The sequence below is a fragment of the Pseudomonas sp. NBB genome (genome assembly GCF_032701105.1).
GTDB classification, from domain to species: Bacteria; Pseudomonadota; Gammaproteobacteria; order Pseudomonadales; family Pseudomonadaceae; genus Aquipseudomonas; species Aquipseudomonas asiatica.
Genome location: NZ_CP103994.1, coordinates 2313291 through 2326428 on the forward strand (window position 1 = coordinate 2313291; position 13138 = coordinate 2326428).

The window sequence follows — 13138 nt, forward strand, 5'->3', positions numbered from 1 at the left end:
CCGCCAATAACGCCTGCTTATTACCCGGCGGGGGATAAGCAGTGGTTATTGGCGGATCAGCTCTTTTCATTATCGGCGGCCCTGGCCCGCGCTCTAGATTGGCTCGGCACGGCCCGCCAGCGTCACGGCGGGCACAACAAGAACAACGCAGTAGCCTGAGGACCCCTCATGAGCCAATTCCAGTTCCATTTCCCCACCATTGCCAAATGTGGCGCGGGCCTGGCCGACCAGGCCGGTGCGCTACTCAAGCCGTACGTGGACGGCACCCTGCTGGTGGTCACCGACCAGGGCCTGATCGATGCAGGCATCCTGGCCGGCTTCTTCGCCTCGCTGGAGCAGGCGGGCATCGACTACCAGCTGTTCTGCGCCGTTGAAGCCAACCCCAGCACCGACGTGCTGGACGCTGCCGTGGCGCTGCTGAAAGAGCGCGACTGCACCGCCGTGATCGGCGTGGGCGGCGGCAGCAGCATCGACACCGCCAAGGGCGTGGCGGCGATGGCCACCAACCCTGGCAACATCCTCGACTACGAGGGCTACGACAAACTGACCCAGCCGCCGCTGCCGATCTTCGCCATCCCGACCACCTCCGGTACCGGCAGCGAATGCACCGCGTCGACCGTGTTCACCAACAAGCGCACGCTGTTCAAGACGGTGATTGTCAGCCCGCGGCTGTTCCCGCGCCTGGCCATCCTCGACCCGGCACTGACCCTGAAGCTGCCTGCGGCCATTACCGCCGCCACCGGCATGGACGCCCTGACCCACGCCATCGAGTCGTATGTGTCGCGCCAGGCCAACCCGATCAGCCAGGCCATGGCCCTGCAAGCCATTCGCATGATTGCCGGCAGCCTGGAAAAAACCTACTTCGTCGGCACCGACATGGCGGCCCGTGAGCAGATGCTGCTGGGCTCGTTCCTGGCCGGGGTGGCGTTCTCGCAATCCAAGCTGGGCAACGTGCATGCCATTTCCCACACCTTCGGCGGGGTGTTCAACATTCCCCATGGCATCGCCAACGCCGCCCTGCTGCCTTACGTGATCAAGTTCAACCTGCCGGCCTGCCCGGAGCGCTTCCGTGACATCGCCATTGCCCTGGGCGCCGATGTGACCGGGCTCAGCGTGGAGCAGGCCGCGGCGCGCACGGTGGATGCGGTGGTGGCCCTGAACCAGGCCATCGGCATTCCCGCGACCATCCGTGAACTGGGCGTGGACCTGGAGTTCCTGCCGCAGATGGTCAGCGACTCGATGCGCAGCGGCAACGTGCTGGTCAACCCACGCCTGACCACCGCGCGCGATGTCGAGCGCCTGATCACCGATGCCTACCACGGCAGCCTCTGAACCTTTAACGGAACCACTACCATGTTCTATGAAATGCGTACCTACACCCTGCACATCGGCAAGATGAAGCAATACCTGGAGCACTTCGAAAAGGAAGGCTTGCCGGTGATCTCGCGCTACGCCAAGCTGGTGGGCTGGTGGTACACCGAGATCGGCGAACTGAACCAGGTGGTGCACATCTGGGCCTACGAGAGCCTTGACGACCGCATCGAGCGCCGCGCCGCCCTGTACCGCGATGCGGACTGGCTGGAGCGCTTCATCCCGGTGGCCTTCCCGATGCTGGTGCGGATGGAATCGAAGCTGTTGATGCCTGCCGCGTTTTCGCCGATCCAGTGACCCTGTAACAGCATTGCATCAAGGAGCAACCCAATGGATCTAGGCATTACCGGCCGCTGGGCCATCGTCTGCGCGGCCAGCCAGGGTCTGGGCAAAGGCTGCGCCGAAGCGCTGGGCAAAGAAGGCGTCAACCTGGTCATCAATGCCCGCACCCAGGCCACCCTGGAGCAGACCGCCGCCGAGTTGCGCGCGGCCTGCCCGGGCATCGAGGTGCGCACCGTGGCCGGTGATGTCGCCGACGCCGAGGTGCGCCAGGCGCTGCTGGCAGCCTGCCCGCAGGTGGATATCCTGGTCAACAATGCCGGTGGCCCGCCCCCGGGCGACTTCCGCGACTGGGGCCGCGAGGACTGGCTGAAGGCACTGGACGCCAACATGCTTACCCCCATCGAGCTGATCAAGGCGGTGGTCGATGGCATGGCCGAGCGCGGGTTTGGCCGGGTGGTGAACATCACCTCCGGTGCGGTGAAGGCGCCGATCGATATTCTTGGCTTGTCCAATGGTGCGCGCAGTGGCCTTACCGGCTTCATCGCCGGCCTGGCCCGTCAGCAGCGCCTGGCGGGCCGCAACGTGACGTTGAATAACCTGCTGCCTGGGGCGTTCGACACGGCGCGCCTGCAGAAGACCCTGAAAGCGGCAGGTGGCGATGTGGAAGCCACCGCCCAGTCGCGGCGCAAGGCCATCCCGGCGGCACGCTTTGGCGGCGCGGGTGAGTTCGGCGCTTACTGCGCGTTCCTGTGCAGTGCGCATGCCGGCTACATCACCGGGCAGAACCTGTTGATCGATGGCGGGGCGTTCCCCGGCACGTTCTGACGGCCCCAACGCTGCTCCTACAGGTCAGTGCCCATTGGCACTGATAGTCAGTGAATCGCCACGGGGTTGGTGTTCTTGCCGGTCAACAACCACCCTCGTGCAGCGCCAGGCTCTGGCGCAACTGCACGAGCATGGCCTGTCGCAATGCCTGCGGCGCCTGCACGCGGATCGAGCCGGCCTGGGACAGCAGCCAGCCCATCAGCGAGCGGTTGTCGTCGACGGTAGCTACCAGGGTGGCACCACCTTCCGCCTGCAGCGTCAGTTGCATATCTGCCGACAGTGGCGACGCCTCAAGGCGCCGGGCAAGGGCATCATCGACCCAGGCGTGCAACTCGACCTGTTCCGCAGGTGAGAGCGCATCGGGCTGCAGCTGTTGCGCTTCGCCAGGGTTCAGGCCCGCTTGCCAGTACCAGCCGTAGGGCATGCCTTTGCTGTTGCACTGCAGCGGGAACAGTGCCGCGAGTTCGACCAGGTCGCGTTCGACCGTGCGTTTGCTGGTGATATAGCCAACGGTGGTCAGGGCGGCCTGCAACTGGGTGGAACTCATCCCCGGGTGACGGCCTGGCAGCAGCTTTAGCAGCTGCCACTGGCGGGCGATGGTGTGGCGGGTAGGGTGGCTGGGCAAAGGGCTCGTCCTTGAAGGCAGGCACGAAGCCTGCCTAAGTAGTGGCGTTTAGCTATTGCTCAGCATACCTTGTAGCAGAATGGGATCCAAGTTTTCGCATTTGGCGTTCAGTCCAGGCGCGTCACCCATTTGCCTGTGCCTTGGCCCTCTTTCAGCTGCCGCAGAGCCTGTGGCAAAGCCGAGAAGGTGAACTCGCGGCGCTGTGGCGCGATCAGGCGACCATCGGCAATGGCCTGCAGCAATTTTTCACCGGCCACGCGCAGGGCTTGGCGGTCTGCCAATTGGCCGTAGGCATGAATGCTGTTGAGCGCCACTTCATGCAGCGAGATCGCCGTGCTGAAAGCGGGCGTTGGTGCGGTTTCCTGGCGGTCCTGGATGCACACGAGGTGGCCGTTGTAGCCGAGCAGGTGGGCCAGGCTGCCGGCATGGGCGCCGCTGACGGTGTCGAACAGGGCATGCAGCGGGCGCTCGCCCAGGGCGGCCTGCAGTTGGTTCTGCCAGTCGGCGTCGTGGTAGTCGAACACCCCGCTCACACCGAGGGCCTTGAGCGAGGCGTGGTGGTGTTGGCCGGCACTGGCCCACACGCGCAGGCCACGCTGCGCGGCCAGCTGCGCGAGGTAGAAGCCCACCGCGCCACCGGCGCCGATCACCAGCACGTCGCGGCTGGCACCTTCGGGTACCTTGGCCAGGGCCTGCCAGGCGGTCAGGGCGGGGCAGGGCACGGCGGCCGCGGCAGTGTCGCTGAGCGCGCTGGGGATGTGCATGACCAGGCTTGCATCGAGCAGGCAGTGCTCGGCAAAACTGCCGTCACGCGCCAGCGATTGGTGGTAGGCGACGCGGCTGCCCAACGGCATGTCGACGCCTGCGCCAACGGCGACTACCACACCGGCGCCATCCACGCCCGGGACCGTGCCCTGCTGCCAGGCCGGGTGGCCCCACTCGCAGATTTTCCAGTCCACCGGGTTGAGGGCAATGGCGCGGTTGGCCACCAGCACCTCACCGGGGCCGGGTTGTGGCAGGGGTTTACGCAGCAGTTGCAGGCCGTCGAGGCCGGCGTTCGGGGTCCAGGCCCAGGCTTGATGATGGGTTGGCATGGTGCGGGTCCTTACGAGACGGGTGTGGGCGGCAGGCTAGCGGGGATCGGGCGTGGGAAAAAGGTGCGGTGAGGGCAAGGTGTTTTGACTGGAGGACAAAAAAGCGGGGCCGCTGGGCGGCCCATCGCAGGCAAGCCAGCTCCTACAGGTACAGCACCAGCCCGGAGCCTGTGCAATTCCGGTGGGAGCGGGCGTGCCCGCGAATGCGTCTGTCAGGCAACACAAAAGATTGACCCTTTCGCAACAGCCCCATCGCAACCTTTGCTTCCAGATCAAAACTCATTGTCCCGCGCCCATCTTTTTCCCGTCCCCACGTCCCCCCGAGAATCCATCCATCCCAACCTTCCACAGGTGATTCTCAAATGCCTCTCGCCTTGTTAGCCCTGACCCTGGCGGCTTTCGCCATCGGCACCACGGAGTTCGTGATCGTCGGCCTCATCCCGACCATCGCCAATGATCTGGCAGTGACACTGCCTTCGGCCGGCCTGCTGGTAAGCCTTTACGCCCTCAGCGTCGCCATCGGCGCGCCCTTGCTCACCGCCATGACCGGCCGCGTCCCGCGCAAGCTGCTGCTGGTCGGCCTGATGGCGCTGTTCACCGCCGGTAACCTGGTGGCCTGGCAGGCGCCCAGCTACGAATCGCTGATCATGGCGCGCATCCTCACCGGCCTGGCCCACGGGGTGTTCTTCTCGGTCGGCTCGATCATCGCCACCAGCCTGGTGCCGAAAGAAAAAGCCGCCAGCGCCATCGCCACCATGTTCAGTGGCATGACCGTGGCCTTCGTCACCGGTATCCCGCTGGGTACCTTCATCGGCCAGCACTTCGGCTGGCGCGTGACCTTCCTGGTGGTGGCTGCCTTCGGCCTGGTAGCGCTGCTCGGCGCACTGCTGTTCGTGCCCAAGCGCATCCAGCACAGCCAGCCGGCACCGCTGCTGCGCCAACTGCGGGTGATGCTGCAACCGCGCCTGCTGCTGGTGTATGCCATGACTGCCGTGGGTTACGGCGGCTCGCTGATCGCCTTTACCTTCCTTGCCCCGATCCTGCAGGACATCGCCGGCTTCGGCGCCAACAGCGTCGCCCTGGTGCTGCTCGCCTACGGCGTTTCGGTTGCCCTGGGCAACATCTGGGGCGGCCGCCTGGCCGACCGCAAAGGCCCGGTCAAGGCACTGTCGATCATCTTCCTGCTGCTGGCCGTGGTGCTGCTGGCGCTGACCTTCACCGCGCCGCATCCGGTGCTGGTGGTAATCACCGTACTGGCCTGGGGCGCGGTGGCCTTCGGCAATGTGCCGGGCCTGCAGGTGTACGTGGTGCAGCAGGCGGAAAAGGTCGCCCCCGACGCAGTCGACGTGGCGGCCGGTTTCAACATCGCCGCCTTCAACCTGGGTGTGGCCGGTGGCTCCTGGGGCGGTGCCCAGGTGGTGCAACAACTCGGCCTCGGGCACACCCCATGGATTGCCGCGCTGGTCACCCTCGGTGCCCTGGCCCTGACCCTGTACAGCGGCCGCCTCGACCGCCGCGTACCTGCCCAGTCACAACCTGTCGTCAGCCGCGCCTGACCCCTGATTCGCCTTACGGAGATGCTCGCAATGGCTCAAGATCCACTGTTCCAACCCCTGCAATTCGGCGCCCTCAACCTGCCCAACCGCGTGCTGATGCCACCGATGACCCGCTCCCGCGCTGCCCAGCCTGGCGATGTACCGACCGCGCTGATGGCCGAGTACTACGCACAACGCGCCAGTGCCGGGCTGATCGTCAGTGAAGGCACCTGGATCTCGCCACTGGGCAAGGGTTACGCCCGCACCCCGGGTATCCACACCCAGGCGCAGATCGACGGCTGGCGCCTGGTCACCGAGGCTGTGCATGCCGCGGGCGGGCGCATGTTCGCCCAGCTCTGGCACGTCGGCCGCCTCAGCCACAGCAGCCTGCTTGGTGGCCAGGCACCGGTGTCGTCCTCGGCGATGCAGGCTGAAGGCGTGAATGTGTTCATCGACAATGCCGACGGCACGCCAGGCTTTGTCCAGGCTTCCAAGCCGCGCGCGTTGAGCGAAGCGGAAATTGCCGAGATCATCGAGCAATACCGCCAGGCTGCGCGCAACGCCATGGCCGCCGGTTTTGACGGTGTCGAGTTGCACGCGGCCAACGGTTACCTGGTCAACCAGTTCCTCGATTCCGGCGCCAACGACCGCACCGACCGCTTCGGCGGTTCGCTGGAAAACCGCCTGCGTTTCCTCGACCTGGTCACCCGTGCGCTGGTCGAAGGTACCGGCGACGCCCAGCGTGTAGGCGTACGCCTGGCGCCGCTGACCACGCTCAATGGCTGTGTCGACGCCGACCCGGTCACCACCTATACCGCAGCGGCCAAGCGCCTGGGCGAAATCGGCATCGGCTACCTGCACATTGCCGAAGCCGACTGGGATGACGCGCCGGACATGCCGGTGGACTTCAAGCAACAGCTGCGGGCGGTGTTCCCCGGGGTGATGGTGTATGCCGGCAAATACACCGGCGAACGTGCACGGCGCGCGCTGGAGGAGGGCTGGGCTGACCTGGTCGGCTTCGGCCGGCCATTCGTGGCCAACCCGGACCTGCCGGCGCGGCTGAAGCTGAATGCGCCCCTGGCCGAGCACGAACGGGCCACGCTGTTCGGTGGTGATGCCCATGGCCTGACCGACTACCCGGCACTGGCAACAGCCTGACCCCGATCGCTCCTCATGGAACTGCAAATGACTCATTGAGTTAGCAGGGACCCTGTGGGAGCGGCTTTAGCCGCGAACACCGGCGCAGCCGGTGCCATGCACCGCGTTGGATTCAGAGGGCTGGGCGATCTCCCAAAAAGACGGCATTTCGCCTGTCGTGTCTCACCTCTGTGCTTGAGCAGTGACGACTTGTTTGTGTCCTATATATGGACCAAAATATGGCTCTCTTTTGAGGGTGAAAACATGCAAAACATATTCGCTGACGTGGCCGTAAGCGTGTCGGAACTGAAAAAGAACCCATCCGCGGTGATGACCGGCGCTGCGGGTATGCCCGTCGCCGTGCTCAATCACAACCGCGTGATGGGTTACATGGTGCCGGCCGAACTGTACGAGGCCATGATGGAACGCTTGGAAGATCTCGAATTGAGCGAACTGGCCAAGTCGAGGTTGGGTGAAAAAGGCGTACCGGTATCCCTGGATGACCTATAAACTCGAATTCCTGCCTTCGGCACTGAAAGAGTGGGGCAAGCTAGGCCACACCGTGCGCGAACAGATCAAGAAAAAACTCGCCGAGCGCCTGCAGTCACCCAAGGTACAGGCCGACGCGCTGCGTGACCTGCCGAACCACTACAAAATCAAGCTCAAGGCCTCTGGATATCGCCTCGTCTATCGAGTCGAGGACGAGCGGATCGTTGTAGTGGTGGTATCGGTTGGCAAACGCGAGCGTAGCGAGGTGTATCGATCCGCTCAGAAGCGGTAAACATCATCACGGTGTAGCCATCCCTCTGTTCCTCGTTGCTATTCCATCAGCATCACAGCGTTGGCGTATTTTTCCTGGTCCGGTGTGAACGTTGTCAGCATGCCGGTGTGATTACAGGTCAGGGTGAGCTCTGTTCGCGTATCGATGAACAGATCCTCGCCGCGAAGGCCCTGCCATTGCGCCAGGTACTTGAACGAACCGTACTTCATCGGTTTCTTCAATGCGCGATCATGGCCACCTTTCCAACCTAGCACCGGGAGTGCGCCATCGGCGCAGTGCCGGGCAAGTTCTGGCTGGGCCAGAGCCCGCTCACGGCCAATCTCCCAGCAGCGGATCAAGCCCTCGTCGGGCCCCTTCCATGCTTCTTCCCAAGTGATCAAGGGGCGGATGGGGTGATGAATAGGGCGTCGAATGACCCCGGTAGCTCGATCCATGACTGAGATTGTCCGTAATGTTCAGTTGGGCTGGATGCTACTAATTGGCCACTATCGTGTCCAGTGCTCGTCGACCCCAGCTCTGCGTTCAGTCAAGGCTGTGCTGCAACGCCTCGATAAACACCTCTTCCGCGCGGCTGAAGCGCTGCTCCCTGTTCCACAACAGGTGGATATCCACATCGGCAATCCCTTCCTGCGGCGGCAGCTTCCACAGCAACCCGGCGTCTACATCCGGCGCTACCACATGCTCGGGCAGGCAACCTATGCCAAACCCGGCAATCACCAGCCGGCGTACCTCCTCAAGGCTTGGTGACGAGGCCACGATCCGCCCGGCAAACCCCTGCTGGTCGCGGAAAATGGTCAGTGGCGACAGCATTCCGCCAATCTGGTCACTGGTGAAACTGACGAAATTCTCCCGCTGCAGGTCGCCTTCGTCCTGGCCGAACAGGGCATGGTGCTTGCCACAGAAGAACGCATAGCGCTGGCGCAGGAACAACCGTTGCTCCAGCCGTGGCTGCGCACGCCGGTTAAGGCTGAGGCCCGCCGTGGCGGTTTTCTCCTGCAGGGCGGCAACGATGTCGGAGCTGCGCATCACGTCGATCTCCAGCTCCACCCGCGGGTGCTGGCGGTGGAAGTCGGCGAGGAAGTCGTCGAAGTGTTCGTTGACGATACGGCTGATCATCAGCAGGCGTACCTTGCCCACCAGTTCGTCCGCCGGTTGCTCCAGCAAGCCGCCGATCTGCGACATCTGCCCATAGACCTCGCCAGCCAGCTGGAACAGCTGCTCGCCCATTTCCGTCAGCACGAAGCGCGGCCCGCGGCGGGCGATCAGTTGGCGGCCAAGCTGTTCTTCAAGGCGCTTGAGCGCCTGGCTCACTGCCGGCTGGGTGAGGTGCAGGCGGGCGGCAGCACGGCTGATGGACAGCTCCTGGCCGATGACCCGGAAGGTGCGCAGCAGGTTCCAGTCGAGGCGGTCGTTGAGCAGACGGTCGGGCATGGCAGGGCTCGATAATAAGCAAGGCTAATATTTCGAATAATAAATAGAAAATTGACTAATCATAGCCCCGGGCCGATAAATCGCAGATATCGAGGCCTGCCGAATCGGTGTTGGCTTCTTCGCGGGTAAACCCGCTCCCACAGGTACTGCAGCGCTTGCAGACCTTGTGCAAGCCCTGTGGGAGCGGGTTTACCCGCGAAGAAGCTGACACCAGACCAACAGGCCAAGCGCCACAAGAGCGCCCCCGTGCCCCTGACAACTCCTGCCAGAACAACAAGCAAAGGAGCCCCCATGAAGCCCACCGCTTCCCCCCAGCCACGCCGTGCCGCCGCCGCCGCGTTCATCGGTACCATGATCGAGTGGTACGACTTCTACATCTACGCCACCGCCGCCGCCCTGGTGTTCGGCGCGCTGTTCTTCCCCTCCGACAACAGCCTGTTCAGCACCATGGCCGCGTTCGGTACCTTCGCCGTCGGCTTCTTCGCCCGGCCGCTGGGGGGCATCGTTTTCGGCCACGTGGGCGACCGTATCGGCCGCAAGAAGTCGCTGGTCATCACCTTGCTGATGATGGGCATCGTCACCGTGGGCATCGGCCTGCTGCCGACCTACGCACAAATCGGCGCCACCGCGCCGGTACTGCTGATCCTGCTGCGCATCGTCCAGGGTATTGCCGTGGGCGGTGAGTGGGGCGGGGCGGTGCTGATGGCCGGTGAGCATGCACCCAAGGGCCGGCGCAACTTCTTCGCTTCGTTCGCCCAGCTGGGCAGCCCGGCGGGCCTGATCCTGTCGCTGCTGGCCTTCGGCGCGGTCACCCGCCTGCCGGAAGAAGACCTGATGAACTGGGGCTGGCGCGTGCCGTTCCTGGCCAGCGCGCTGTTGCTGCTGGTGGGCCTGGCGATTCGCCTGGGGGTGAATGAGTCACCCGAGTTCATCGCCAGCCGCGAGCAGGCGGAAAAGGCCCGGCGCAAGGAGCAGGCCCCGGTATTCGAAGTGTTGCGCACGGCCTGGCGCCCGCTGTTGCTGTGCATCGGTGCCAATACCCTGGGTATTGCCGGGGTCTACTTCACCAACACCTTCATGATCAGCTACACCACCACGCAATTGCACCTGGAGCGCTCCTTGATCCTGGAGTGCCTGTTCTTCGTGGCGATCATCCAGTTCTGCGTGCAGCCGTTGGCCGCCTGGCTATCGGAAAAAATCGGCGCTACCCGCTTCCTGGCCCTGGTCGCGTTGCTGGCGATGGCCTCGCCTTACCCGATGTTCGTGCTGGTCAGCTCGGGCCAGGGCCCGTTGATCGTGCTCGGCATCGCCCTGGCAGCCGCGTGCATGGCGTCGTTCTACGCGGTGATCGCCGGCTATGTCAGCGGCATGTTCGACACCCGCGTGCGCTACACCGCCATTTCCCTGGCCTACCAGATCTGCGGCGCCATCGCGGGCGGCCTGACCCCGCTGATCGGTACGTGGCTGGCCCACACCTTCACCGGCCAATGGTGGCCGATGGCGGTGTTCTACACCTTGATCGCAACCATTTCGCTGGTCTGCGTGCTCGCCCTGGCGCGCCAGTACGCCCGCAGCCAGCGCCTGGAACTGGCCTGATCGAACCGCTTTTTTCTGGAGTACCCGCACATGTTGAAAAGCAATGGCGAACGCCTGTGGGCGAGCCTGATGGCCATGGCCGAAATCGGCGCTACCGCCCGTGGCGGCAGCTGCCGCCTGGCCCTGAGCGACGAGGACAAGGCTGGCCGTGAACTGTTCAGCCACTGGTGCCGCGAAGCCGGCCTGACGCTGACTGTGGATGCCATCGGCAACCTGTTCGCCCGCCGCGCTGGCAGCGACCCCGATGCAGCGCCGGTGATGATGGGCAGCCACCTCGACACCCAACCTGAGGGCGGCCGTTTCGATGGCGTTTACGGTGTGCTGGCAGGCCTTGAAGTGGTGCGCCGGCTCAATGATCTGAACATCCAGACGCGCAAACCGCTGGAAATCGCCGTATGGACCAACGAGGAGGGCGCCCGCTTCACCCCGGCCATGTTCGGCTCGGCGGTGTTCACCGGCACCCTGGCACTGGACGAAGCGCTGGCCATTCGCGATGCCAATGGCATCAGCGTCGCCGACGAACTGCAACGCATTGGTTACGCCGGCCGGCGCTCGCTTGGCGGCCAGGTCGATGCCTATTTCGAGGCGCATATCGAGCAAGGTCCGATCCTTGAAGACAACGCCAAGGCCATTGGCGTGGTCAGCGGCGGGCAGGCTCTCCGATGGCTCGACGTCACGGTCGAAGGCATGGCCGCACATGCCGGCACCACGCCGATGCCGCTGCGCAAGGATGCCCTGTTCGGCACCGCACGGATGATCCAGGCGGTCGAGCAACTGGCTGCCGATTTTGTCCCTGAAGGCCTGACCACGGTGGGTGAACTGTCCATTGCCAAGTCCTCGCGCAACACCATTCCGGGGCTGCTGCAGTTCACCGTCGACCTGCGTCATCACCGGGATGAAGCCATCGAGGCGATGGAACGCGACCTGAGGTTGAAGCTGCAAGCCATCGCCAATCAGCGCGGGTTGCAGGTGCGTATCGAGCGCCACTGGACAAGCCCGGCCACGCCATTCGATGCCGATTGCGTAGCCGCCGTGCAGCAGGCGGTGGATGGCCTGGGCTATGCCCAGCAGTCGATCGTCAGCGGCGCCGGCCACGACGCCATCCTGCTGGCCCGCTACTGCCCGACCGCCATGGTGTTCATTCCCTGTGTCGGCGGCCTGAGCCACAACGAAGCCGAAGACGTGTTGCCCGACGACGCCCGCCAGGGTGCCGATGTACTGCTCAATGCCGTGCTGGCCCGCGCGGGCCGTATCGAACAGGGAGATGCCTGATGCGTTGTTACTTCCACCCCGAACAACTGCTGCACCACCCACGCAGCTACTACTCGCGCGGCGCCATGCGCACCCCGCAGGAAGTCCCCGAACGCGCCCAGCGCCTGCTGCAGGCGGCCAAGGATCTGGGCTTCGACATCCGTCAGCCGGAGGACGCCGGCCTCGAACCGCTCAAGGCAGTGCATGGCGAGGCCTACCTGGCCTTCCTCGAAGAGGCCCATGCGCGCTGGAAGGAAGTGCCCGAGGACTGGGGCGACGAGGTCATGTCCAACATCTTCGTGCGTGAACCCAACGCCTTGCGCGGCATCCTCGCCCAGGCCGGGCGCTACCTGGCTGACGGCAGCTGCCCTGTAGGCGAACACACCTGGCGCTCGGCCTATTGGTCTGCGCAAAGCGCAGTGGCCGGTGCCAAGGCCATTCTCGACGGCGAGCCGGCGGCCTATGCCCTGTGCCGGCCGCCAGGCCACCATGCGCGCTTCGATGCGGCCGGTGGTTTCTGCTACATCAACAACGCCGCTGTCGCTGCCCAGGCCTTGCGCAGCCGCTACAGCCGCGTGGCCATCCTCGATACCGACATGCACCACGGGCAGGGGATTCAGGAAATCTTCTACGACCGCCGGGATGTGCTGTATGTGTCGGTGCATGGCGACCCCACCAACTTTTACCCGGGTGTGGCCGGGTTCGCGGACGAGCGTGGCAGCGGTGCGGGGGAGGGGTACAACCTCAACTTGCCGATGGCGCATGGGGCTAGCGAAGCGGACTTCATGGGCCAGCTGGAGATCGCGCTGGCGGCGGTGAAGGACTTTGGCGCCGAGGTGCTGGTGTTGTCGCTGGGGTTCGATATCTACGAACTCGACCCGCAGAGCAAGGTGGCGGTGACGACTGAAGGGTTTGCGGTATTGGGCGAGCGGATTCGGGCGATGCGCTTGCCGTGCCTGATCGTGCAGGAAGGGGGGTATCACCTGGAGAGCCTGGAGGCGAACGCGCAGGCGTTTTTTGCCGACAAGGCGGACTGGCGATAAGTGCCAGGGGCCGGCAGCTGAGGAATGGCTGCCGGCCTCTTCGCGGGTGAACCCGCTCCCACGGGTACGCCATCGCCTTCGAGTGGTTGTTTACCGGTTAGCGGGTCGGGGCAGCCGAGGGCAATGCCATTAGTCCAGAATAAAGACACGGGGCAACTGATATTTTT

At 64.4% G+C, this 13138-nt stretch carries 14 protein-coding genes; 10 read left to right on the plus strand and 4 right to left on the minus strand.

Annotated elements, in window-relative coordinates:
• Positions 1-168: 168 nt before the first annotated feature.
• Genes NY023_RS10810 through NY023_RS10820 form a run of 3 tightly spaced genes read left to right on the plus strand, consistent with a single transcriptional unit; the run spans position 169 to position 2478 of the window.
• Positions 169-1332 (plus strand): iron-containing alcohol dehydrogenase, encoded by a 1164-nt coding sequence (locus NY023_RS10810; RefSeq protein ID WP_013972036.1) that lies wholly within the window; start codon positions 169-171, stop codon positions 1330-1332.
• A gap of 21 nt (positions 1333-1353) precedes the next feature.
• Positions 1354-1668 (plus strand): NIPSNAP family protein, encoded by a 315-nt coding sequence (locus NY023_RS10815; protein ID WP_013972037.1) that lies wholly within the window; start codon positions 1354-1356, stop codon positions 1666-1668.
• Between the two features lie 33 nt (positions 1669-1701).
• A complete protein-coding gene (locus tag NY023_RS10820) occupies positions 1702-2478 on the plus strand; it encodes an SDR family oxidoreductase (protein WP_013972038.1) in 777 nt (258 codons plus the stop codon).
• Between the two features lie 82 nt (positions 2479-2560).
• On the opposite strand, the gene NY023_RS10825 is transcribed toward NY023_RS10820, so the two are convergent.
• On the minus strand, positions 2561-3103 hold the full coding sequence (locus tag NY023_RS10825) for a WYL domain-containing protein (protein ID WP_013972039.1): 543 nt from the start codon (positions 3101-3103) through the stop codon (positions 2561-2563).
• 107 nt (positions 3104-3210) lie between these two features.
• Positions 3211-4197 (minus strand): zinc-binding dehydrogenase, encoded by a 987-nt coding sequence (locus NY023_RS10830; RefSeq protein ID WP_013972040.1) that lies wholly within the window; start codon positions 4195-4197, stop codon positions 3211-3213.
• 362 nt (positions 4198-4559) lie between these two features.
• Between NY023_RS10830 and NY023_RS10835 the strand changes: the two genes are divergently transcribed.
• The 4 genes from NY023_RS10835 to NY023_RS10850 all read left to right on the plus strand — a co-directional run bounded on the left by NY023_RS10835 (position 4560) and on the right by NY023_RS10850 (position 7650).
• Complete coding sequence (locus NY023_RS10835) at positions 4560-5753, plus strand: MFS transporter (protein WP_013972041.1); 1194 nt, start codon at positions 4560-4562, stop codon at positions 5751-5753.
• A 30-nt stretch (positions 5754-5783) separates the two neighbouring features.
• Positions 5784-6890, plus strand: a complete 1107-nt coding sequence (locus NY023_RS10840) for an alkene reductase (RefSeq protein WP_031325095.1) — start codon at positions 5784-5786, stop codon at positions 6888-6890.
• Positions 6891-7133: 243 nt separating this feature from the next.
• Positions 7134-7379 (plus strand): type II toxin-antitoxin system Phd/YefM family antitoxin, encoded by a 246-nt coding sequence (locus NY023_RS10845; RefSeq protein ID WP_013972043.1) that lies wholly within the window; start codon positions 7134-7136, stop codon positions 7377-7379.
• Positions 7369-7650: a type II toxin-antitoxin system RelE family toxin gene (locus NY023_RS10850; RefSeq protein WP_003259987.1), complete on the plus strand. Its 282-nt coding sequence runs from the start codon at positions 7369-7371 to the stop codon at positions 7648-7650. The genes NY023_RS10845 and NY023_RS10850 overlap by 11 nt, the downstream gene beginning before the upstream one ends.
• Positions 7651-7688: 38 nt before the next feature.
• On the opposite strand, the gene NY023_RS10855 is transcribed toward NY023_RS10850, so the two are convergent.
• A complete protein-coding gene (locus NY023_RS10855) occupies positions 7689-8084 on the minus strand; it encodes a hypothetical protein (protein ID WP_023662326.1) in 396 nt (131 codons plus the stop codon).
• Between the two features lie 88 nt (positions 8085-8172).
• The gene (locus NY023_RS10860; protein ID WP_013972045.1) at positions 8173-9081 is read right to left on the minus strand and encodes a LysR family transcriptional regulator; all 909 of its coding nucleotides are present in this window, start codon (positions 9079-9081) and stop codon (positions 8173-8175) included.
• Positions 9082-9372: 291 nt separating this feature from the next.
• Here NY023_RS10860 and NY023_RS10865 point away from each other — a divergent pair, with 291 nt between their 5' ends.
• The 3 genes from NY023_RS10865 to NY023_RS10875 are packed head-to-tail and all read left to right on the plus strand — an operon-like array spanning position 9373 to position 12971.
• Positions 9373-10677, plus strand: a complete 1305-nt coding sequence (locus tag NY023_RS10865; protein WP_013972046.1) for an MFS transporter — start codon at positions 9373-9375, stop codon at positions 10675-10677.
• A gap of 30 nt (positions 10678-10707) precedes the next feature.
• On the plus strand, positions 10708-11949 hold the full coding sequence (locus NY023_RS10870; RefSeq protein ID WP_013972047.1) for a Zn-dependent hydrolase: 1242 nt from the start codon (positions 10708-10710) through the stop codon (positions 11947-11949).
• A complete protein-coding gene (locus NY023_RS10875; RefSeq protein WP_013972048.1) occupies positions 11949-12971 on the plus strand; it encodes a histone deacetylase family protein in 1023 nt (340 codons plus the stop codon). Before NY023_RS10870 ends, NY023_RS10875 begins: the two co-directional genes overlap by 1 nt.
• Positions 12972-13138 lie beyond the last annotated feature (167 nt).